19 protein-coding genes and 1 riboswitch are annotated in these 20,918 nt (G+C 74.4%); of the genes, 9 read left to right on the top strand and 10 right to left on the bottom strand.

The genetic code is table 11. The features are described from left to right. Positions 1-80: 80 nt before the first annotated feature. Together coaA and LN037_RS09790 are read right to left on the bottom strand one after the other, a co-directional pair. Positions 81-1,016: a type I pantothenate kinase gene (gene coaA, locus LN037_RS09795; protein WP_230751754.1), complete on the bottom strand. Its 936-nt coding sequence runs from the start codon at positions 1,014-1,016 to the stop codon at positions 81-83. A 67-nt stretch (positions 1,017-1,083) separates the two neighbouring features. Further along, positions 1,084-1,812, bottom strand: a complete 729-nt coding sequence (locus LN037_RS09790) for an SDR family oxidoreductase (RefSeq protein WP_230751753.1) — start codon at positions 1,810-1,812, stop codon at positions 1,084-1,086. 70 nt (positions 1,813-1,882) lie between these two features. Here LN037_RS09790 and LN037_RS09785 point away from each other — a divergent pair, with 70 nt between their 5' ends. The 8 genes from LN037_RS09785 to LN037_RS09750 all read left to right on the top strand — a co-directional run bounded on the left by LN037_RS09785 (position 1,883) and on the right by LN037_RS09750 (position 10,824). Next, entirely contained in the window at positions 1,883-2,347 is a 465-nt protein-coding gene (locus LN037_RS09785) for a PPOX class F420-dependent oxidoreductase (RefSeq protein ID WP_230751752.1), read from the top strand. A gap of 10 nt (positions 2,348-2,357) precedes the next feature. Next, positions 2,358-3,716, top strand: a complete 1,359-nt coding sequence (locus LN037_RS09780; RefSeq protein ID WP_230751751.1) for a hemolysin family protein — start codon at positions 2,358-2,360, stop codon at positions 3,714-3,716. Positions 3,717-3,744: 28 nt separating this feature from the next. Next, positions 3,745-4,890 (top strand): hemolysin family protein, encoded by a 1,146-nt coding sequence (locus tag LN037_RS09775; RefSeq protein WP_230751750.1) that lies wholly within the window; start codon positions 3,745-3,747, stop codon positions 4,888-4,890. A gap of 38 nt (positions 4,891-4,928) precedes the next feature. Next, positions 4,929-5,957, top strand: a complete 1,029-nt coding sequence (locus LN037_RS09770; RefSeq protein WP_230751749.1) for an NAD(P)/FAD-dependent oxidoreductase — start codon at positions 4,929-4,931, stop codon at positions 5,955-5,957. A 339-nt stretch (positions 5,958-6,296) separates the two neighbouring features. After that, positions 6,297-7,145 (top strand): VldE C-terminal domain-containing protein, encoded by an 849-nt coding sequence (locus tag LN037_RS09765; RefSeq protein WP_230751748.1) that lies wholly within the window; start codon positions 6,297-6,299, stop codon positions 7,143-7,145. Between the two features lie 26 nt (positions 7,146-7,171). Then, a complete protein-coding gene (locus tag LN037_RS09760) occupies positions 7,172-8,608 on the top strand; it encodes an APC family permease (RefSeq protein ID WP_230751747.1) in 1,437 nt (478 codons plus the stop codon). Next, positions 8,605-9,417, top strand: coding sequence for a universal stress protein (locus LN037_RS09755; protein ID WP_230751746.1), 813 nt, complete (start codon positions 8,605-8,607; stop codon positions 9,415-9,417). Before LN037_RS09760 ends, LN037_RS09755 begins: the two co-directional genes overlap by 4 nt. Positions 9,418-9,450: 33 nt before the next feature. Further along, positions 9,451-10,824 (top strand): MFS transporter, encoded by a 1,374-nt coding sequence (locus LN037_RS09750; RefSeq protein WP_230751745.1) that lies wholly within the window; start codon positions 9,451-9,453, stop codon positions 10,822-10,824. A gap of 126 nt (positions 10,825-10,950) precedes the next feature. Here the strand turns inward: LN037_RS09750 and gcvP are convergent, their stop codons facing one another. From gcvP to LN037_RS09710, 8 genes are all read right to left on the bottom strand, one after another. Beyond that, positions 10,951-13,863, bottom strand: a complete 2,913-nt coding sequence (gcvP, locus tag LN037_RS09745) for an aminomethyl-transferring glycine dehydrogenase (RefSeq protein ID WP_230751744.1) — start codon at positions 13,861-13,863, stop codon at positions 10,951-10,953. 221 nt (positions 13,864-14,084) lie between these two features. Beyond that, positions 14,085-14,189: riboswitch (glycine riboswitch) on the bottom strand. A gap of 64 nt (positions 14,190-14,253) precedes the next feature. After that, complete coding sequence (locus LN037_RS09740; RefSeq protein WP_372460414.1) at positions 14,254-14,871, bottom strand: MerR family transcriptional regulator; 618 nt, start codon at positions 14,869-14,871, stop codon at positions 14,254-14,256. 148 nt (positions 14,872-15,019) lie between these two features. Then, positions 15,020-15,487, bottom strand: coding sequence for a bifunctional nuclease family protein (locus LN037_RS09735; RefSeq protein ID WP_026204493.1), 468 nt, complete (start codon positions 15,485-15,487; stop codon positions 15,020-15,022). A gap of 692 nt (positions 15,488-16,179) precedes the next feature. Beyond that, entirely contained in the window at positions 16,180-17,055 is an 876-nt protein-coding gene (locus LN037_RS09730) for a MerR family transcriptional regulator (protein WP_230751743.1), read from the bottom strand. A gap of 28 nt (positions 17,056-17,083) precedes the next feature. Continuing rightward, a complete protein-coding gene (gene garA, locus LN037_RS09725) occupies positions 17,084-17,545 on the bottom strand; it encodes a glycogen accumulation regulator GarA (RefSeq protein ID WP_230751742.1) in 462 nt (153 codons plus the stop codon). A gap of 264 nt (positions 17,546-17,809) precedes the next feature. Then, the gene (gene gcvH / locus LN037_RS09720) at positions 17,810-18,196 is read right to left on the bottom strand and encodes a glycine cleavage system protein GcvH (protein WP_230751741.1); all 387 of its coding nucleotides are present in this window, start codon (positions 18,194-18,196) and stop codon (positions 17,810-17,812) included. Positions 18,197-18,239: 43 nt separating this feature from the next. Then, positions 18,240-18,812, bottom strand: coding sequence for a cardiolipin synthase ClsA (gene clsA, locus LN037_RS09715; RefSeq protein WP_230751740.1), 573 nt, complete (start codon positions 18,810-18,812; stop codon positions 18,240-18,242). Between the two features lie 28 nt (positions 18,813-18,840). Further along, entirely contained in the window at positions 18,841-19,599 is a 759-nt protein-coding gene (locus tag LN037_RS09710) for an SDR family oxidoreductase (RefSeq protein WP_230751739.1), read from the bottom strand. A 167-nt stretch (positions 19,600-19,766) separates the two neighbouring features. Here LN037_RS09710 and LN037_RS09705 point away from each other — a divergent pair, with 167 nt between their 5' ends. Beyond that, positions 19,767-20,897: a glycosyltransferase family 9 protein gene (locus LN037_RS09705; protein WP_230751738.1), complete on the top strand. Its 1,131-nt coding sequence runs from the start codon at positions 19,767-19,769 to the stop codon at positions 20,895-20,897. Positions 20,898-20,918: the final 21 nt, after the last annotated feature.

The raw sequence follows: 20,918 nt of genomic DNA, 5'->3' as shown, positions 1-20,918 counted from the left end.
GGAGGTCACCACCGGGCGCGTGTTTCCTGCCGCTTTCGTCCGTTTCGACGGAGCGTCGATAGCCCGAACGGCGGCGTGGATCAGAGTTTGCGCAACCGAATCCGTCGCACGGCGTGATCAGGTCCCTTGGTGAGCACGAGCCCGGCCCGCGACCGGGTGGGCGCGATGTTCTCCCGCAGGTTCGGCCCGTTGATCTCGTCCCAGATCTGCGAGGCCCGCTCGCGGGCCGCCGGCCCGTCCATCTCGGCGTAGCGGCGGAAGTACGACGCCGGGTCGCGGAACGCCGTCTCGCGCAGCGCGAGGAAGCGCTCGATGTACCAGCGGCGGACGTCGGTGGGGTGCGCGTCGACGTAGATCGAGAAGTCGATGAGGTCGCTGACGGCCAGCGCGCTGGCCCGCTCCCCGGTCTGCGGCGCGGGCTGGAGCACGTTCAGGCCCTCCAGCACGAGGATGTCCGGCCGCGCCACCGGCCGCTGCTCGTCGAGCACGTCGTAGACCAGGTGCGAGTAGACCGGCGCCGGGACCTCGGGCTTGCCCGCCTTGATGTCGGAGACGAACCGCAGCAGCGCCCGCCGGTCGTAGGACTCCGGGAAGCCCTTGCGGTGCATGATCCCGCGCCGCTCGAGCTCGGCGTTCGGGTAGAGGAACCCGTCGGTGGTCACCAGCGCCACGTTCGGGTGGTCCGACCAGCGGGCGAGCAGCAGCCGCAGCAGCCGCGCGGTCGTCGACTTGCCCACCGACACCGAGCCCGCGATCCCGACGACGAACGGCGTGCGCTCCTCGTCCTGGCGCAGGAACGTGCGGTAGGCCTCCAGCAGCCCGGCGCTCGCCCGGACGTGCAGGTCCAGGAGCCGGGAGAGCGGCAGGTAGACGTCCCGGACCTCGTCGAGGTCGACCGGGTCGCCGAGGGAGCGCAGCTCCTCCAGCTCGTCGGCGGTCAGGGGGAGGTCGCCGGACTCGTCCCGCAGGGCCGCCCAGGAGGCGCGGTCGAAGTCGACGAACGGGGACCCGCTCATGAGGCCCCATTCTCGTCACGGTCACCCGGCCGCCCGCCACCGGCTGTCCGCCAGGTCACGGCCTGCATCAATTCCGGTACCCCAGCTGCCGGACGGACTGCACGGCGTACTCGACGACCACGACGGCCGGCGGCAGGCCCAGGACGTGGACCACGCCGGCGGCGACGTCGGACGGGTCGAGGCCCTCGTCGTGCATGCGCGCCCCGAACGCGTCCGCGTTCTCCTGGCCGGCGACCAGGTCGGTCGCGACGAAGCCGGGCGAGACGGTGGTGACCCGCACCCCGCGCGGCCCCACCTCGAGGCGCAGCGTCTCCGCCACGGCGTGCGCGGCGTGCTTCGTGGCGGCGTAGACCCCGCCCGCCGCCGAGGCCACCCGCCGTCCGGACATCGAGGAGATCACGACGACCGTGCTCCCCGGCCCGAGGTGGCCCAGCACGGCGCGCGCCGTGGTGAGCAGGCCGGTGACGTTCGCGTCGAGCACGCCCCGCCACACCTCGGGGTCGGTGTCGCCGACCGCGCCGAGCGCCATCACGCCCGCGGCGAGGACCACGTCGTCGATGCCGCCGAGCTCGCGGGCGACCGTGTCGACCGCGGCGGCGATCGAGGCCGGGTCGGTCACGTCGCCGGTCGCGACCGCCGCGCCGGGCAGCTCCGCCGCGAGCGCCGTCAGCCGGTCCCGACGCCGGGCCACGAGGCCCGGGCGCGCGCCGGCGGCACCCGCGGTCCGCGCGATCGCCGCGCCGATCCCGGACGAGGCGCCGACCACGAGGACCCGCCGGCCGTCGATGCTCTCCACCCGGCCAGCCTAGTGATCACCGCCGGGCACGACGCGCCGTGCACGGGACCACGCCCGTAGGCTGACGGCCGTGGCGAAGACGGCGACGAACGACCGGGTGGGACGCGAGGAGCTCGTCGAGTTCCTGCGCACCCGGCACAAGGCCATCGTGGTGACCCGACGCGGCGACGGCGGGGACCAGACCTCGCCGGTGACGCTCGGGATCGACGCCGACGGGCGCCTGCTGGTCTCGACCTACCCCGAGCGCGCGAAGGTGCACAACATCCGGAAGGAGCCGCGCGTCGCGATGTGCGTGCTCTCCGACGACTTCGACGGGCCCTGGGTGCACGTCGAGGGCACCGCCGAGGTGCTCGACCTGCCCGACGCGCTCGACCCGCTCTGTGAGTACTTCCGCTCCATCTCCGGGGAGCACCCGGACTGGGACGAGTACAAGGAGGCCATGGCGACGCAGGGCAAGTGCGTCATCCGCCTCACGGTCGAGCACTGGGGTCCGATCGCCACCGGGGGCTTCCCGGCCCGGCTGAACAAGGGGTAGCTCTCTCCTCGTGGATGTCCTGCTCTCCGTGCTCGGCCTCGTCGGGGTCGTCGCGGTCACCCTCGGTACCGCGGTGTTCGTCGCGGCCGAGTTCTCGCTGACCACCCTCGAACGCAGCCAGGTCGACCACCACGCGAGCGAGGTGGGCGACCGGCGGGCGAAGGCGGTCGCGAAGGCCCACCGCAACCTGTCGTTCGAGCTGTCGGGCGCCCAGCTCGGCATCACGATCACCACGCTGGTCACCGGCTACCTGGCCCAGCCCGCGATCGCGACGCTGATCTCCCCGCTGCTCGAGGACGTCGGTCTGCCCGCCGGGGCGGCCGGCGGCACCGCGGCGGTGATCGCGCTGGTGCTGGCGACGGCGCTGTCGATGGTGTTCGGGGAGCTGGTGCCGAAGAACCTCGCGATCGCCGCGCCGCTGCGGACGGCCCGCACGGTGGCCGGGGTCCAGGCCGGCTTCTCGAAGGCCCTGTCCTGGTTCATCTCGGGCCTGAACGGGGCGGCGAACTGGATCGTGCGCCGCCTCGGCGTCGAACCGGCCGAGGAGCTGCGGTCCGCGCGCTCGCCGCAGGAGCTGGGCTCCCTGGTGGCCACCAGCGCCGAGCAGGGCACCATCGACGAGGGCACCGCGGCCGTGCTCACGCGCACGCTGCGCGTCGGCGAGCGCACCGCGGACGAGCTGATGACGCCCCGCGTGCGGGTGGAGTCGCTGTCCACCGACGACACGGTCGACGACCTGCTCGCCGCCGCGATCCGCACCGGGTTCTCCCGGTTCCCCGTCATCGACGGCGACCTCGACGACGTCCGGGGGGTGGTCCACGTCAAGCAGGCCTTCGCCGAGCCCCGGGCCCGCCGCGGGCAGCAGTTCCTACGCAACCTGATGCGCACCGCGACCACGGTGCCCGACTCCCTCGACGGCGACGAGCTGCTCGACCGCCTGCGGGGCACCGGCTTCCAGATGGCGGTCGTGGTCGACGAGTACGGCGGCACCGCCGGCATCGTCACGCTCGAGGACCTGGTCGAGGAGATCGTCGGCGACGTCCGCGACGAGCACGACCGCGGGGAGACCGCGCGGTTCCGGGAGACCGGCGACGACACCTGGATCGTCTCCGGCACGCTGCGCCCCGACGAGCTGGCCGACGTGGTCGGCTGGTCGTTCCCCGACTCCGAGGTCTACGAGACCCTCGCGGGCTTCCTGCTCGCCGAGCTGGGGCGCATCCCGGTGGTCGGCGACGCCGTCACCCACGACGGCTGGCGCATGGCGATCACCCGCATGGACCGGCGCCGGATCGCCGACGTGCGGGTCACGCGACCTCCGGACGCCGAGGACCGGGCGCCGGAGCGCGAGACGGCGGGGATGACGCCGTGACCGGGGCGGACGCAGCGAGGACGGATCGATGAACGACTACGTGGCCCTGCTCGCCATGGTCGCGCTGCTGCTGGGCAACGCGTTCTTCGTCGGCGCCGAGTTCGCGCTGATCTCCGCGCGCCGCGACCGGCTCGAGACGATGGTCGACGCCGGGACGTCCGGCGCCGCGACGGTGCTGCGCGCCACCGAGCACCTGTCGATGATGATGGCCGCGGCCCAGCTCGGGATCACCATCTGCTCGCTCGCCCTCGGGTCGCTGGGCGAGCCCGCCCTCGCGCACCTGCTCGAGGCCGTGTTCGAGCCGATCGGCGTGCCCGCCGCGCTGCTGCACCCGATCGCGTTCGTGATCTCGCTGTTGATCGTCACCGTGCTGCACATCGTGATCGGCGAGATGGTCCCGAAGAACATCGCGATCGCCGGCCCGGAGCGGACCTCGGTGTGGCTGGTGCCGCCGCTGGTCGCGTTCCTCAAGGTCGCCCGGCCGGTGATCGGTCTGCTCAACTGGATCGCCAACCACGTGCTGAAGCTGCTCGGGGTGGAGCCGAAGGACGAGCGGGAGTCGGCCTACACGCCGTCGGAGATCGCCGAGATGCTCTCGGAGTCCCGGCGGGAGGGGCTGCTCGACGCCTCGCAGACCCGCCGGCTGACCCAGGCGCTGCACACCGCGGAGCGGACCGTCGCCGACGTGCTGATCCCCCGCGAACGGCTCACCGTGCTCCCCGCCCACCCCACGGTGGGCGCGGTGGAGGAGGCCGTGGCCCGCACCGGGTTCTCGCGCTACCCGGTGCAGGCCCCGGAGGCCCCGGACGCCCACCCGCGGCTCGACGCCAACGCGCTGCAGCCCGGCACCACCCCGCTGCTGCCCGAGCAGACCGGCGTGGCGCCGAGCGTGGAGCTCGACGGCTACCTGCACATCAAGGACGTCCTGGACCTCGGGGGCGGACCCGAGCAGGTGGTCCCGGTCGAGCGGGTGCGGGCGCTCCCCCGGGTCACGGCCACCGCGCCGGTCGACGAGGCGCTGGCCTCGATGCGCCGCGAGGGCTCCCACCTCGCCCGCGCGGTCGCCGACGACGGCACCACGGTCGGCGTCATCGCGCTGGAGGACCTGATCGAGGAGTACGTCGGGACCGTCCGGGACTCGACGCACGCCGCCCGGTCGGGCTCGCGCGGCTGAGCAGTCCCTCCGCGCCTCACTCAACGGCCCGCACAGGCATGACCGACGCGTACGCCGGGGACCTGTCGACCATGGCCGACAGCGCACAGCCCCGCACCGACGTCCTCGTCATCGGCGGGGGGATCAGCGGGATCGCGTGCGCCCTGGCACTCACGGCGGCCGGGGTGCCGGTGCGGGTGCTGGAGCGCAGCGGGCGGGTCGGCGGGCGGCTGTCCAGCCCGCCGTTGCCGCGGGGCGACGCCGACGGGCGCCCCGTCGACCTCGGCGCCGCGTACTTCACCGTCTCCGACGACGAGTTCGCCGACCAGGTCGCCGACTGGGAGCGCCGCGGTCTCGCGCGCCCGTGGACCGACACCATGCAGGCGTACGCCGGGGACGGCTCCGCGGAGCCGAAGCCGGGCCCGCAGCGCTGGGCGGCCCCGGGCGGGCTGCGCTCACTCGTCGCCGACCTCGCCGAGGGGCTCACCGTCGAGACCCACCGCGAGGTCTCCGCCGTCACCCCCGGCCCCGCCGTCGACGGCGAGCCCGCCTGCGCGGTGGTGCTCGCGATGCCCGACCCGCAGGCCGCCCGCCTCGTGTCCGCCCCGCTGCGTGCCGCCACGGCCGTCGCGGACCGGACCTGGGAGCCGGTCATCGCCGTCGCCCTCGGGTACGCGGAGCGCGCGTGGCCCGAGCTGCCCGCCGCGTTCGTCAACGACCACCCCGTCCTCTCGCTGGTCGCCGACGACGGGTCGCGGCGCGGCGACGACGCGCCGGTCCTCGTCGCGCACACCACCGGCGACCTCGCCCGCCGCCACCTCGACGACCCGGCCGCCGTGGTCGACGAGGTGGCCGCGGCGGTCGGCGACCTCCTCGGCCTCGAGGCCGCGCCCCGGTGGACCCACGCGCACCGGTGGACGTTCGCGAGCCCCGCGCAGCCCCACGACACCCCGGCCGACGCGCCCTTCCACCTCGACGACGACCTCGTCGCGGTCGTCGGCGACGGCTGGGGGTCGCCGAAGGTCGAGACGGCGTGGCGTTCCGGGACGCTGCTCGGCCGCGCGCTCGCGACCCGCGTCACGTGCTGAGACCGTTCGCCTCACGTCGCTGAGAGCCTCGCTGAGAAAGCACTCCGCTCGCCGCGTGGGCGGGCCCGGCCGTCGTCGCCGCCTTCCCGACGACGGGTGAGGGCCTACCTTGGGTCAAGGAGAAGTCACGGAAAGGTCACGGCACCGGCTCCCCACCACGCCGTGAGCGGTCCTTCCACGCCGGACCGGCCGACCCCGACGGCCGGTCCGGCGGACGCCTCCGTCGCAGGACCCCGTACGAGACAGCTCCCCGACCCGGAAGGTCCCCGCGTGTCCCGGCATCGCTCCCCGGCGCCGGCGCGTCGCACCTCGCTCCGCTCCCCCGAGCAGCGTGGCGCGGTGACGACCGCCGACGCCCCCACGACCGTGCTCGACCTCGCCGCCCTCGTGGCCGAGCAGACCCGCGCCGGGTTCACGCCCGACCGGCACGGCCGCCCGAGCCGTCCCGTGCGCCGGCAGCGGGCGCACGCCGCCCGCGACGCCCGCCGTCACGGCCTGGTCGCCGCAGGCGTCGCCACGGTGGCGCTGGCCGCCGTCACGCCCGCCGCGCTGCAGCTGCCGACCGACGACACCACGCTGGAGCTGTCTGCCCAGGGCACCAGCCTCGCGCCGGCGCCGGCGGCGGCCGCCCCGGCCGTCGCACCCGTCGTCGTGAACGCCTCGTCCGCCGACCCGGCGACCGCGGACCTGTTCAAGGCGGGCGACCGGGCCCGGCGTCAGGCCGAGCAGGCCGAGCAGGCGGCCGCCGCGGAGCGCACGCGCGCCGCCGAGGCCGAGCGGGCCCGCGCCGAGGCCGACCGGGCCGCGCGGGTGACGAGCTGCGGCGCCGACTCGAGCTACGGCGGGGTCGCGGACTCGGTGCAGACCGTCGGCAACGCGCTGGAGTGCGTGTTCCCCGGACACGACGTGCTCGGCGTCGGCAGCCGCGGGAACGCCTCCGACCACCCCGACGGCTACGCGCTGGACTTCATGACCACCGACGGCGACGCGATCGCCGACTGCGTCATGTCCAACGCCGACGCGCTCGGCGTCTCCTACGCCATCTGGGACCAGCGGATCAACACCGGCTCGGGTTGGAAGGGCATGGAGGACCGGGGCGGCGCGACCGCCAACCACGAGGACCACGTGCACATCTCGTTCGAGCGCGGGGCCGACCCGGACGTCTCCGCGCTGCGTTCCTGCACCTGACCCGGTCGCCCGATTAGGGTGCGCGGATGCCCCTGGCACCGCCCGCCCACGCCTGGCTGCGCCGCAAACCGGTCACCTCGATGGCCGCCGAGACCGGGGCCGACGAGGCCGGCGGCGGCGAGCTGCGCCGCAGCATCACGCTCGTGCAGCTCACGGCGTTCGGCGTCGGGGCGACCGTCGGCACCGGCATCTTCTTCGTGCTCTCCGAGGCGACCCCGGAGGCCGGACCCGCCGTCGTCGTGAGCTTCGTGATCGCCGCGGTCACCGCCGGGCTGACCGCGCTGTGCTACGCCGAGCTCGCGTCCGCGGTGCCGGTGAGCGGCTCGAGCTACTCCTACGCCTACGCGACGCTCGGCGAGGCGCCCGCGATGGCCGTGGCCGCCTGCCTGCTGCTGGAGTACATGGTGTCCTCCGCGGCGGTCGCCGTGGGCTGGTCGGAGTACCTGAACGCGCTGCTCGGCGACACCCTCGGCGTCCGGATCCCCGACGCGCTGTCCGGGGCGCCCGGCGCGGGCGGGGTGGTGAACCTGCCGGCCATGGTGCTCGTCGTGCTCTGCGCGGTGCTGCTGGTGCGCGGCGTCAGTGAGTCCGCGACGGCGAACGCGGTCATGGTCGTGGTCAAGCTCGCGGTGCTGCTCATGTTCGGCGTGATCGCCGCGACCGCGTTCTCCGCCGACCGGTTCGCCGACTTCGCGCCGTTCGGGGCCGCGGGCGTCGGCGCGGCCGCGGGCACCGTGTTCTTCTCGTTCATCGGCCTGGACGCGGTCTCGACGGCGGGTGAGGAGGCCGTCGACCCCCGCCGCACGCTGCCACGGGCGCTCGTGCTCGCCCTGGTGATCGTCACGGTGATCTACCTGCTCGTCGCCGTCACCGCGATCGGCGCCCAGGACTGGCCGCGCTTCGAGGGCCAGGAGGCGGGGCTCGCCGCGATCCTCGCCGACGTCACCGGCTCGACGTGGCCCTCGATCGTCCTCGCGGCGGGCGCGGTCGTCTCGATCTTCTCGATCACGCTCGTGACGATGTACGGCCAGACCCGCATCCTGTTCACGATGAGCCGCGACGGGATGCTCCCGGCGGTGCTGTCGAAGGTCGACCGGCGGACGCTCACCCCGGTCCGCAACACCGTCGTCGTCGCCGTGGTGGTCGGCCTGCTGGCGGGCCTTGTGCCGCTCGACGTGCTCGCCGACCTCGTCTCGATCGGCACGCTCGTGGCGTTCACCGTGGTGTCGGTGGGCGTCATCGTCCTCCGCCGTACCGCCCCCGACCTGCCGCGCGGCTTCCGCGTGCCCGGCTACCCCGTCACCCCGGTGCTCTCCATCCTCGCCTGCCTCTACCTGATCTCCGGGCTGTCGTGGGTGACGATCGTCGTGTTCGCCGTCTGGCTGGTCGTCGCCCTGCTGTTCTGGGCGGTGTACGGCTCGCGGCGCTCGGCGCTGATCGCGGCGGAGGAGGACGGTCGATGACGGTGCTGGTCGGCCTGTCGCCGCGGGCCCGCGACGACGCCGGCGGGGCCGTCGGCCTCGCGGCCCGGCTCGCGCGGGCGTGGGAGGAGGACCTGGCGGTGGCGCTCGTCGTCACGCCGGGCGACTCCGACACCGACGCGGCCCCGGCGTGGACCGCCGTCGAGGGGGTGCTCGCCGCGACCGGCCTCGCGGTGCGGCAGGAGACCGTCCACGGCCGGTCGGTGGCCGAGGCGCTGGTGACGGCCGCGGGCGAGGGCGACGTGTCCGCGCTCGTGCTCGGCACCGACGCCGACCGGTCCGGGCGCATCGCCACCCGCGTGGCGCGCAGCTCCCCGGTGCCGGTGGTCCTCGCCCGCGGCGGCGGCGCCTCCGTGCCGGGCATGCCCGTCGACCGCGTGACCTGCGCCTTCGACGGGACGACGGCGGCCCCGGCCGTGCTGGCGGCCGCGGCGGACCTCGCCCGCCGCTCGGCGGCCTCCCTGCGGGTGGCCTCGTTCGCCGTCCGGCGGAGCGCGGCGATCCCGCCCGAGGTGGGGCTGGACGCCGAGGAGCCGGTCATCGCCGGGTGGACGCAGCAGGTCACCGCGGCCCAGCAGGAGGCCCTCGACGCCCTCGGCCTGGAGGGCACCGACACCGGGGTGCACGTCGGCCCGAGCTGGGACGCCGCCGTGCACGCCGCGGGCTGGTCCGAGTCCGACCTCCTCGTCGTGGGCGGGTCCCCGAACGCCGCGACCCGGTTCTTCCTCGGCGACCGGGTCGGGGCGATCCTCGCGGCGGCCCCCGTCCCCGCGGTGATCGTGCGGTCTTGACGCGGGGCACACCCGACGTATCAGGTGTCCGTCATGTCGACGACGACTCCGGACACCGAGGTCGGGAAGCGGACACTGCGCCGGGTCGCCCGGCGCCTCCTGCCGCTGCTCGTGCTGCTGTACTTCGTGAACTACCTGGACCGGGTCAACATCGGGTTCGCCGGGCCCAACGGCATGAACGCCGAGCTCGGGCTCACCGCGACGATGTTCGGGCTGGCCTCGGGCATCTTCTTCATCGGCTACCTCGTGCTCGAGGTGCCCTCCAACCTGGCGCTGCACCGCTTCGGCGCCCGCATCTGGATCACCCGCATCCTGGTGTCCTGGGGGATCATCGCCACCGCGATGGCGTTCGTCCCCAACGCCACGGTGCTGATCGTGCTGCGCTTCCTGCTCGGCGTGGCGGAGGCCGGGTTCTTCCCCGGGATCATCCTGTACCTGACCTACTGGTTCCCGGCCGAGCAGCGGGCGCGCGCGGTCGCGCTGTTCATGACGGCGGTCCCGGTGTCGGTCGCCGTCGGCTCGGTGGTCTCCAGCCTGCTGATCCGCGCGGGAGACGGGCTCTTCGGGGCGTCCGGCTGGCGGGTCATGTTCGCCGCCGAGGGCATCCCCGCGATCCTGCTCGGGGTGCTCACGTTCTTCGCGCTCACCGACCGCCCGGGTGACGCGCGCTGGCTGCGCGACGACGAGCGGGCCTGGCTCACCGAGAAGCTGGAGGCCGAGGCCCGGGCCACCGAGCGCACCGCCCACTGGCCGCTGCGCCGCGCCCTGACCCACCCCCGGATCCTCGCGCTCGCCTTCGTCTACTTCGGCATCACCTACGGGCTGTACGCGCTGAGCTTCTTCCTCCCGACGATCGTCGCCGGCTTCGAGCAGCAGTTCGGCACGAAGCTCGACGTGCTCGAGCGCGGCTTCGTCACCGCGATCCCGTACGTGGTCGCCGCCGTCGCCATGGTGTTCTGGGGACGGCGGGCCGACGCGGCGCGCTCGATGCGCGGCCGGGCCTGGTTCGTGGCGGCCCCGGCCCTGCTGGGCGGGCTCGCGATCCCGGTCGCCCTCTACCTCGCGAACCCGTGGTTGGCGATGGGCGCGGTGACGCTGTGCGCACTCGGCGTGTGCGGCGCGCTCGCCCCGTTCTGGGCGCTGCCGTCGCAGTTCCTGACCGGCGCCGCCGCGGCGGGCGGCATCGCGCTGATCAACTCGCTGGGCAACCTGTCAGGGTTCACCGCGCCCTACATCACCGGCGCCCTCGCCGACCTGAGCGGTTCCCAGCGCGCCGGCCTGTGGGTGGTGGGCGTGTGCATGGTCGCCGCGTCCGCCGTGGCGATCGCGGTGGGCACCCGGATCGCGCGGGAGCGCGAGTCGGCGCCCGCGGACTCCGCCGGCGTCGCGGCCCCCGCCCCCGACTGAACGAAGGGCACCTTCGGTCGGATAGACGGGCCGTGGGCGCCCACCGCCAGTCCGGCGCCGCACGAGCGAAGGGCCCCTCCGGTCGGTCTACTCGACCGGAGGGGCCCTTCGTTCAACGGGGGGCTGCTACGCCTCCGCCAGCTCCTCCAGGGGCGGGCAGGAGCACACCAGGTGCCGGTCGCCGTGCGCGGAGTCGATGCGCCGGACCGGGACCCAGATCTTGTCGGGACGACCCGCCGTCGGGAAGGCCGCCTCCTCGCGGGTGAACGCGTGGGTCCACTCGTCGACGAGCACCGAGCGGGCCGTGAACGGGGCGTGGACCAGCGGGTTGTCGTCGGCGGGCCACTCCCCCGCCTCGACGCGGGCGATCTCGGCGCGGATCGCGATCATGGCGTCGCAGAACCGGTCGATCTCGGCCAGGTTCTCCGACTCGGTCGGCTCGACCATGAGCGTGCCCGCGACCGGGAACGACATCGTCGGGGCGTGGAACCCGTAGTCGGCGAGCCGCTTGGCGACGTCGTCGACGGTGATGCCCGAGGCCTTCGTCAGGGGTCGCAGGTCGAGGATGCACTCGTGGGCGACGTAGCCGCCCGGACCGGTGTAGAGCACGGGGAACGCGTCGCGGAGCCGGGCCGCCACGTAGTTCGCGGCCGCGACCGCGGTCAGCGTCGCGCGGCGCAGCCCGTCGACGCCCATGAGCCGGATGTAGGCCCACGAGATCGGCAGGATCGACGCCGAACCCCACGGCGCGCCGGCCACCGGGCCGATGCCGGTCTCCGGGCCCGCCGACGGCTGGGCCGGGTGGTTCGGCAGGAACGGCGCGAGGTGCTCGGCCACGCCGATCGGCCCGACGCCGGGTCCGCCGCCGCCGTGCGGGATGCAGAAGGTCTTGTGCAGGTTCAGGTGCGAGACGTCGGCGCCGAAGCGGCCCGGCCGGGCGAGCCCGACCAGCGCGTTGAGGTTGGCACCGTCGACGTAGACCTGGCCGCCCGCGTCGTGCACCGCCGCGAGCACCTTGCGCACGTGCGGCTCGTACACGCCGTGCGTCGACGGGTAGGTGATCATGATGGCGGACAGCGCGTCGCCGACCTGGCCGATGACCTCCTGCAGGTCCTCGAGGTCGACGTCGCCGCGCTCGGTGGTCTTCACGACCTTGACCCGCATGCCCGCCGAGATCGCCGACGCCGCGTTGGTGCCGTGCGCGGAGGACGGGATGACGCAGACGTCGCGGTGGGTGTCGCCCCGCGAGTGGTGGTAGGCCCGGATGGCCAGCAGCCCGGCGAGCTCCCCCTGCGAGCCGGCGTTCGGCTGCAGCGACACCGCGTGGTAACCGGTGAGGTGCACCATCCAGGCCTCGAGGTCGTGGATCACCTGCAGCATCCCGGGTGCGTCCGACTCGGGCGCGAACGGGTGCAGGTCGGCGAAGCCGGGGTAGGTGATCGGCTCCATCTCGGCGGTGGCGTTGAGCTTCATCGTGCACGAGCCGAGCGGGATCATGCTGCGGTCCAGCGCCACGTCCTTGTCCGAGAGCGCGCGCAGGTAGCGCAGCAGCGAGGTCTCGCTGCGGTGCCGGTGGAACACCGGGTTGGTCAGGTAGGCCGAGGAGCGGACCAGCGGGGCCGGGACGGCGTCCTCGGTGGCGGCGTCGAGGTCGGCGATCTCGAGCTCGCCGACGCCGAAGGCCCGCCAGATCGCGGCGAGGTGCTCGCGGGTGGTGACCTCGGAGCAGGCGACGCCGACGTGGTCGGTGTCGACCTCGCGCACCAGGATGCCCTCCCGACGGCAGGCCCCGGTCACCTCCGCGGCCTGCCCCGGCACGCGCACGAGCACGGTGTCGAAGAACTCGCGGTGCACGACCTCCACGCCGCCCTTGACCAGGCCGGCGGCGAGCACGGCGGCCATGCGGTGGGTGCGGCGCGCGATGTCGGTCAGGCCCGCCGGGCCGTGGTAGACGGCGTACATCGACGCGATGACGGCGAGCAGCACCTGCGCGGTGCAGATGTTGCTGGTGGCCTTGTCGCGGCGGATGTGCTGCTCGCGGGTCTGCAGCGCGAGCCGGTGCGCGGGGTTCCCGTCGGCGTCGATCGAGGTGCCGACGAGGCGGCCCGGGAGCTGGCGGGCGAGCTGCTGACGCACGGCGAGGAACCCGGCGTGCGGACCGCCGAAGCCCAGCGGCACGCCGAAGCGCTGCGTGGAGCCCACGGCGACGTCCGCGCCCTGGTCGCCGGGCGGGGTGACCAGGGTGGCCGCGAGCAGGTCGCAGGCCACGACGACCTGGGCGCCGCGCTCGTGGGCGGCGGCGATGACGCCGGTGTGGTCGCGCAGGGCGCCGCTCGCGCCGGGCGCGGCGAGCAGGAGCCCGAAGAAGTCGCCCGTCGGGAGGTCGGCGGTCGCGTCGACCAGCTCGATCGCGATGCCGAGCGAGTCCGCGCGGGTGCGCAGGACGGCGATCGTCTGGGGCAGGGTGTCGGCGTCGACGAGGAAGCGGTCGCCCCGGTTCTTCACGACGCGGCGCAGCAGCATCATCGCCTCGACGGCCGCGGTCGACTCGTCGAGCATGGAGGCGCCGGCGACGTCGAGGGCGGTGAGGTCGCAGACGACGGTCTGGAAGTTCAGCAGCGCCTCGAGCCGGCCCTGGCTGATCTCCGGCTGGTAGGGCGTGTAGGCGGTGTACCAGGCCGGGTCCTCGAGCACGTTGCGGCGGATCACCGGCGGGGTGAGCGTGCCGTGGTACCCGAGCCCGAGCATCGGCACGAGCGTGGTGTCCGACCCGGCGAGGGCCCGCAGCTCGTCGAGGACCTGCGCCTCGGTGGCGGCCGGCGGCGGCACCTGGTCCCGCGTGCCGGCGGACTCCCAGTCGGCCGGGTCGGTGCGGATCGAGGTCGGCATCGCGGCGTCGGCCAGCTCCTCGAGCGAACCGACGCCGATCGTCTCGAGCATGCGGGCCAGCTCGGCGGCGTCCGGGCCGATGTGGCGCTCGGAGAACGGCCGACCGTGCTCGAGGGCGGCGAGGGACAGACGGTCACTGCTGGGGCTCACGGGGGGCCTCCCGGCATCCGGCGGTCAGGGTCACCCCGGCGCGCGCCACGACGGGCACACCGGGATCCCTCCCCCTCTGCCACTGCCCGCTTCGGGTCCAGCGCGGGCGCCTGAGAGCTTCACCGGACCTCAGCCCCGACGTCGGGCGTCGGGCCGGCTTGCACCATCGGCGGGCGGATCCCCGTCATCGCTGACGGAGGCCACCGCTTTCCAGAGGTGGTCTGACCCACGCGGTACGGGATGCCTGAGAGATTCCGGGGAGGAGTTGCTCCTTCGGCGCCTGCGTCCAGAGGCTTCTGACTGCAGGACTCTCCCGCGTGGGGTGAGCGACCAACGGCGGTGACGTTACCGTCACGGCCACGCCGTGTCAGCCCGTCGACGGCGTGAGGTCTACCCCGCCGAGCGGGCGCCGCGGTTGCGGCGGGAGGCCAGCTCGTCCTCCGGGGCGTGCTCGACGACGGCCGCACCGGCGCCGGCGCGCTCGGCCGGGAAGTGCGCGATCGAGCCGGAGAGCTCGCGCATCGCCCCGCCCACGGCGATCCCGAAGACGCCCTGGCCGCCCTGCAGGAGGTCGACGACCTCCTCCGGGGAGGTGCACTCGTAGACGGTGACGCCGTCGGAGAACAGCGTGATGCGGGCGAGGTCGCGCACCCCGTGGCGGCGCAGCTGCTCCACCGCGGTGCGGATGTTGTTCAGCGAGACCCCGGTGTCGAGGAGGTTCTTGACCACCTTGAGCACCGCGAGGTCCTTGAAGGAGTACAGGCGCTGCGAGCCGGACCCGGTGGCGGTGCGGATGCTCGGCACGACGAGCTTGGTGCGCGCCCAGTAGTCCAGCTGCCGGTAGGTGATCCCGACGATCTGGCAGGCGGCCGGTCCCCGGTACCCGAGGACGTCGTCGTTCGGTCCCTCACCGAAGAGTTCGTCGGGGAACAGCGAACCCTGCTCCCCCGCGGGGCCCAGCGGCTGCAACGAGGCACCCTGCTCGGGCCGCTCTCCGGCTCCCGCCACGCTTGCCTCCTCCTACTGCCCCGACCTGGTCAGACGACCGTACGAGGGGTGTCCACGGGGGTCAACGCGACGCGCGGCCAAGTCTCCACCTGAACTTCACGGTGAGACGAGCGGCGCGTCGTGGACGACGCGCCGACCCCGTCTCCGATCACGTGCCGGCGAAGTCCTCGGGCGAGACGGTGTCCAGGAACTCCCGGAACTTCTCGACCTCGTCCTCCTGCTCGTCGGGGATGACGAGCCCGGCCTCGGAGAGCACCCCCTCCTCGGCGTGGATCGGCACCCCCACCCGCAGGGCGAGCGCGACCGAGTCGCTGGGCCGGGCGGACACCCGGACGTCGCCGTCGAAGACGAGTTCGGCGTAGAACGTGCCCTCCTGCAGGTCGGTGATCCGCACCTGCTCCAGGCGCCGGTCCAGAGCGCCCAGGACGTCCTTGAGGAGGTCGTGCGTCAGCGGCCGCGCGGGCTTCACGCCCTGCTGCTCGAGGGCGATCGCGGTGGCCTCGACCGAGCCGATCCAGATCGGCAGGTAGCGGTCACCGTCGGACTCCCGCAGGAGGAGGATCGGCTGGTTCGCAGGCAGTTCGACCCGTACGCCCACGACACGCATCTCACTCATGCGTCTCGCCTCCTGTTCGGCCCTGGCGTGCGGGACACGCCGTGATCTGGAGTCTCGACCCTGGCCACGCGATCAGCCCGTGCGACCGGAGTCGACGAGGGAACGCTACACGCTCCGGGGCGTCTCGGGGCGGTGGCGAGAACCCGCCCGGCGACTCACCGTGAGGCTTCCCGACGGCGGGTCGCGGGGTCGGCGGGCACCGGTCGGGCGGTCGTCCTCGACCCGGCCCTCGAGCTACCTCGTCGCGAGCTGTCGGTCCGGCCGCCGGCAGCTTGTCGCGGCCTGCATCCCCGCCACGGCCACCTTGTCGTTGTGAATCAGAACGACAAGGTGCCGATCGGCTCGCAGGAGCCCGCGACAAGACGCGGGGAGGACCGGAATGAGGCGGCCGCGTCCCGGCGGCCCACCGACTGTCCACCGGCCGCCCGTCCACCGGCCGACCGTCCGCCGGCCGCCCGTCCACCGGCCGGCCCGTCCACCGGCCGCCCGTCCACCGGCCGCCCCGGCACCTTGTCGCGGGCTGCAGCCCGGGCGCCGGCACCTTGTCGTCGTGAGTCCCGACGACAAGGTGGCCGGTGGCCGGCGGGAGAGCACGACAGGGTGGCCGATGGCCGGAGGGAGAGCGCGGCAGGGCGCGCACACACGAACGGGCCGCCGGTCACCAGGGTGACCGACGGCCCGTCGAGGAGAGGTCAGCGACGCAGGCCGTGGCGCAGGCCGGAGCCCACCAGCAGGGCGTGCAGCCGGCCGGACAGCGCGGCGAGCTCGCCGGAGAGGTCGTGGGCGCGGCGGGTGGCCTCGGGGGCCCGGCTGCGCGCCACGGGGGTGACGAGCTGGGTGAGCAGCCCGACCTCGCGGTCGGCGCCGGCCCGCAGCCCGCGCAGCAGGCGCGGCTCGACGCCGAGCGCGGCGAGCGACGCGGCGGTGCGGGCGATGACCGGGGCCTCGGGCTCGTAGCGGCCGGACACGTCCGGGCGCAGGATCCCGTGGTGCTCCAGCGAGGTCAGCAGCGCCTCGTCGACCCCGTCCTCGGCGAGCACGGTGTCGCGGTCCACGCCGTCGGCCGGCGCGTCGGCGCCGAGGGCCCGGTCCGGGTCGTCGTCCGAGGGCAGCACCGTGGTCGTCGGGCCCACGGCGCTCAGCGACCGCGGCCGGGGCACGGTGCCGAGCCCGCCGCCGTCGAACCCGCCACCGGGACCTCCGCCGCCGGGGCCCCCGGTCCGCGGCGCCGCGGTGTCCGCGGTCGACACGACGTCGGGCGGGGCCGTGAGCAGCGGGCCGTCGGGCGTCGGCGAGGCGTCGAACTCCTCGAGCTTCGCCCGGATGACCTTGAGCGGGAGGTAGTGGTCCCGCTGCGCCGAGAGCACGAAGCGGAGCCGCCGGATGTCCGCGTGGGAGAACTGGCGGTAGCCGCTCGGCGTGCGGGCCGGCGAGATCAGGCCCTCGGACTCGAGGAACCGGATCTTGGAGATCGTGATCTCCGGGAAGTCGCTGCGCAGGGCGTCGAGGACCGCCCCGATCGACAGGGCCCCCCGCGAGTCGCCCTGGGGCAGACCCGCCGCCGTCACGCCGGCCCCTTCGCCCCGCCCGCGGGGCTCACGAGTACTCGGCGCCCGGTCCGCCCGAGCCGGCGTCGCGCGGCCCGGTGAGGAAGACCAGCCGGAACTTGCCGATCTGCACCTCGTCGCCGTTGGCGAGCACGGCGGTGTCCACCGGCTCCCGGTTGACGTAGGTGCCGTTGAGGCTGCCCACGTCGACGACCACGAACTCCGCGCCGTCGCGGCGGAACTCCGCGTGCCGCCGGGAGACGGTGACGTCGTCGAGGAAGATGTCGCTGTCGGGGTGCCGACCGGCGCTCGTCGTGTCGCGGTCGAGCAGGAAGCGCGACCCGGCGTTGGGACCGCGCTTGACGACCAGCAGGGCCGAGCCGGCGGGCAGGGAGTCGACCCCGGAGACGCCGCCCCGGGGCTCCTCGCCGGTCTCGGCGAGGAAATCGGCCCGGAAGACCGACGTCGTCTCGCCCTGACGCTCGGGGGGGACCGGACCGCCTGTGCTCACCGTGCTCCTCCGTCGAATTCCGTGGTGCCGTGGATGCTCGCGTGCCGCTGGTGGTGCTGGGCTCGTGCGGCTCCCCGCAGGGACCCTCACCCGGGTGCGTCACCCGGCCGGGCCACCCCCACGGCGCCCGGTCGGGAGCGTGGGGACGAGGCCGTGGTCACGGTACCGTGCGTCACCGTCACGCCGTGGGTCGGTCCCGCTTCGTCCGCACCCACTGATGTCAACGCGGCGTGACCGGATCGGTCACGCATCGTCGGGGGTGAATCACGCCCCGTCGACGACGGCCTGGTAGGCCTCCGCGTCCAGGAGCTCGGAGCGCTCGCCGGCGTCCGAGAGGCGCAGCTCGAACATCCATCCGGAGCCGTAGGGGTCGGAGTTGACCTGCTCCGGGGTGTCGCCGAGATCCCCGTTGACGGCGGTGATCTCGCCCGCGAGCGGCGCGTAGATCTCCGACACCGACTTCGTGGACTCGACCTCGGCGATCGAGTCGCCCGCCGAGACGGTGTCGCCGACGGTCGGCAGCTGGACGAACACCACGTCCCCGAGCTGCTCCTGGGCGAAGTCGGTGATCCCGACCCGCACCACGCCGTCGTCGCCCGCCGACGCGATCCACTCGTGCTCCGCGGTGTACTGCAGACCCTCGGGGACCACGACGACTCCTCCTACGATGATCGGGTGAACGGTCCGGGGGACCCTAGCGTGCGGGTGTCCGGATCAGCTGGACGACGTAGAGCGCGCCCGACCAGAGGTGCAGCGCGATGCCCCACGCCGTGAACGCGTAGGCCACCGGGCGGGCGAGGTCGGCACCCGGCCAGTCCATCTGCGCGAGCAGCAGCAACGGGAACGCGTAGAGCAGGCAGAGCGTCGCGGCCTTGCCGAGGTAGAGCACCGGGAAGGCCAGGTAGCCCTTGCGGCGCAGCAGCGGCAGGGCGGCGGACACCACGACGTCGCGGCCGACGATCAGCACCACGACCCACCACGGCACGATGTCGCGCACGACGAACGCGACCAGCGCCGCGAGCGTGTAGAGCCGGTCGGCCAGCGGGTCGAGGGCCTCCCCCAGCTTGGAGTACTGGTCCAGCCAGCGGGCGAGCTTGCCGTCGAGCCAGTCGGTGACCCCGGAGATCACGAGCACGATCAGCGCCCAGCCGTCGGCCCGCGGCCCGAGCAGCAGCCAGAGGAACACCGGCACGCCGGCGAGCCGGATCACCGACAGCAGGTTCGGGACCGTCAGCCACCGCTCGGACGCGATGCCCCGGATCGTCACGGGCGGAGTCTGGCAGGCCGGACGCGGATCAGCGCGCGGTCCACCCCATGTCCATGGTGACCGGCACCCCGGTGAACGTGGACCCGGCGGGCGTCGTCAGGAACGCGACGACGTCGGCGACCTCGCTCGGCTCGATCAGCCGCTTCAGGGCGTGCGGGGTGAGGATGACCTCCTCGATCACCCGGTCCTCGCTGATGCCGTGGGCCGTGGCCTGGTCGGCGATCTGCTTCTCCACGAGCGGGGTGCGCACGTAGCCCGGGCAGACCGCGGCCGCGGTGAGCCCCTGCGCCGCGCCCTCGAGGGCGAGCGTCTTCACCAGGCCGAGCACGCCGTGCTTGGCCGAGACGTAGCCCGCCTTGAACGGGCTGGCGGCGAGCGCGTGCGCGGAGGCGATCGGGACGAAGCGGCCGCCGCGCGGGGCCTCGACCAGGGACGGCCACGCGTACTTGGCCAGGAGGAACGGGCTGGTCAGCAGGATCTGCAGAAGCGCGTCCCAGCGGTCCTCGGGGAAGTCGGCGACCGGCGAGACGTGCTGGAACCCGGCGTTGGGCACGACGAGGTCGATCCGCCCGAAGGCCTCGAGGGCGGTGTCGACGGCGGCCCGGTTGCCCGCGCGGGTGGTGAGGTCGGCGCCGAGGGTCTCCGCGCCCTTCAGGTCGTCGGCCGCCTCGAGGTCGACACCGAGGACCTGCCAGCCGTCGGAGACGAGACGCTCGACGACGGCGCGGCCGATGCCGCTGGTCGACCCGGTGACGATGGCGGCGCGGTCTTCGGAGGGGGTGCTCACGGACGCGACGGTAGGTGGCGCGCGCCACCGGCGGTAGGTGAGTCCCACACCCTGCCCGCGGCCGGCGATGTGGTCGGCACACAGCACCGGGGGCCGTTCGGCGCTCCCGGGGCGCCATCGGCCGTCCCGACCCATGACGCCGGGGGCCGGGTGGGCACCACGGGCCCGTGACTGCCCTGGTGACCACACCTGCCGTCGGGAAGGCTCCGGCCCTCGGCGTGCCCGCCGACCCCGCCCCGCTCGTGCCGGACGTGCGGCGGCTGGCCATCCTGCGGGCGAACGGCCTCGGGGACCTGGTCGTCTCGGAGCCCGCGCTGTCCGCGGTCCGCGCGGCGTACCCGGACGCCGAGATCACCCTGCTCGGCCAGCCGCACCACGAGGCGCTGCTCGCCGGGCGCCCCTCCCCCGTCGACCGCGTGGTGGCCGTGCCGCCCGTGCCCGGGGTGCGGGTCGGGCCGGGGCCGGACGCACCGGCCGACGTCGTCGAGGCGTGGGCCGCGGAGCAGCGGGCGTACGGCTACGACCTCGCGATCCAGATGCACGGCGGGGGCGGGAACTCCAACCCGCTGGTGGCCCGGCTCGGGGCGCGCGTGACGGCGGGGACGGCCGCGCCGGGGGCGCCGCGGCTCGACCGCTGGGTCCCGTACACGCCGTACCAGCACGACACGCTGCGCTGGAACGAGCTCGCGGCGGCCGTCGGGGCGGCCACGCCGCGGATCGAGCCGCGCCTGGCGGTGACCGACGCCGACCTCGCGGCCTCGCGGGAGGTGGTCGCCGAGTCCGACGAACCGCTCGTCGTCGTGCACCCCGGGGCCACCGACGCGCGCCGCTGCTACCCGGAGGAACGGCTCGGCGCGGTCGCGGCGTCGCTCGAGGGGGCACGCGTGGTCGTCGTCGGCGGGGACGCCGAGGACGAACGGGTGGCCGCGGTGGCGCGCGGGTTCGCGGCCGTGACCGGGCGGGAGCCCGAGACCGTCGTCGGCGGGCTCACCCTGCCCGGACTGGTGGGCCTGCTCGCCCGCGCCCGCCTGATGATCGGCAACGACTCCGGGCCGCGCCACGTCGCCGGGGCCGTCGGCACGCCGACGGTCGCGGTGTTCACCTACGCCAACCTCGCCGACGTCGCACCGCTCACCCGGGTCTGGCACCGCGTGCTCGTGTCGTGGCACGGCGGCTGCGCGGTGTGCGGGCGCCGGGTGCTCGACGGGTGGTGCGGCCACCAGGCGTCCGCGACGCACGACGTGCCGGTGGAGGACGTCGTCGAGGCCGCGCAGGACCTGTGGGCACAGCCCAGGTGAGCACCGCTCTCGCGACCGACG

The organism is Actinomycetospora soli (assembly GCF_021026295.1).
GTDB classification, from domain to species: Bacteria; Actinomycetota; Actinomycetes; order Mycobacteriales; family Pseudonocardiaceae; genus Actinomycetospora; species Actinomycetospora soli.
This window is presented reverse-complemented; position numbering and strand designations above follow the sequence as displayed.

Bases quoted from the DNA above. Each gene is read 5' to 3' on its own strand.
- LN037_RS09760 (WP_230751747.1), top strand. From the start codon at position 7,172: ATGCCCCTGGCACCGCCCGCCCACGCCTGGCTGCGCCGCAAACCGGTC.
- LN037_RS09735 (WP_026204493.1), bottom strand. From the start codon at position 15,487: ATGAGTGAGATGCGTGTCGTGGGCGTACGGGTCGAACTGCCTGCGAAC.
- LN037_RS09770 (WP_230751749.1), top strand. From the start codon at position 4,929: ATGACCGACGCGTACGCCGGGGACCTGTCGACCATGGCCGACAGCGCA.
- LN037_RS09775 (WP_230751750.1), top strand. From the start codon at position 3,745: ATGAACGACTACGTGGCCCTGCTCGCCATGGTCGCGCTGCTGCTGGGC.
- LN037_RS09755 (WP_230751746.1), top strand. From the start codon at position 8,605: ATGACGGTGCTGGTCGGCCTGTCGCCGCGGGCCCGCGACGACGCCGGC.
- LN037_RS09750 (WP_230751745.1), top strand. From the start codon at position 9,451: ATGTCGACGACGACTCCGGACACCGAGGTCGGGAAGCGGACACTGCGC.
- coaA (WP_230751754.1), bottom strand. From the start codon at position 1,016: ATGAGCGGGTCCCCGTTCGTCGACTTCGACCGCGCCTCCTGGGCGGCC.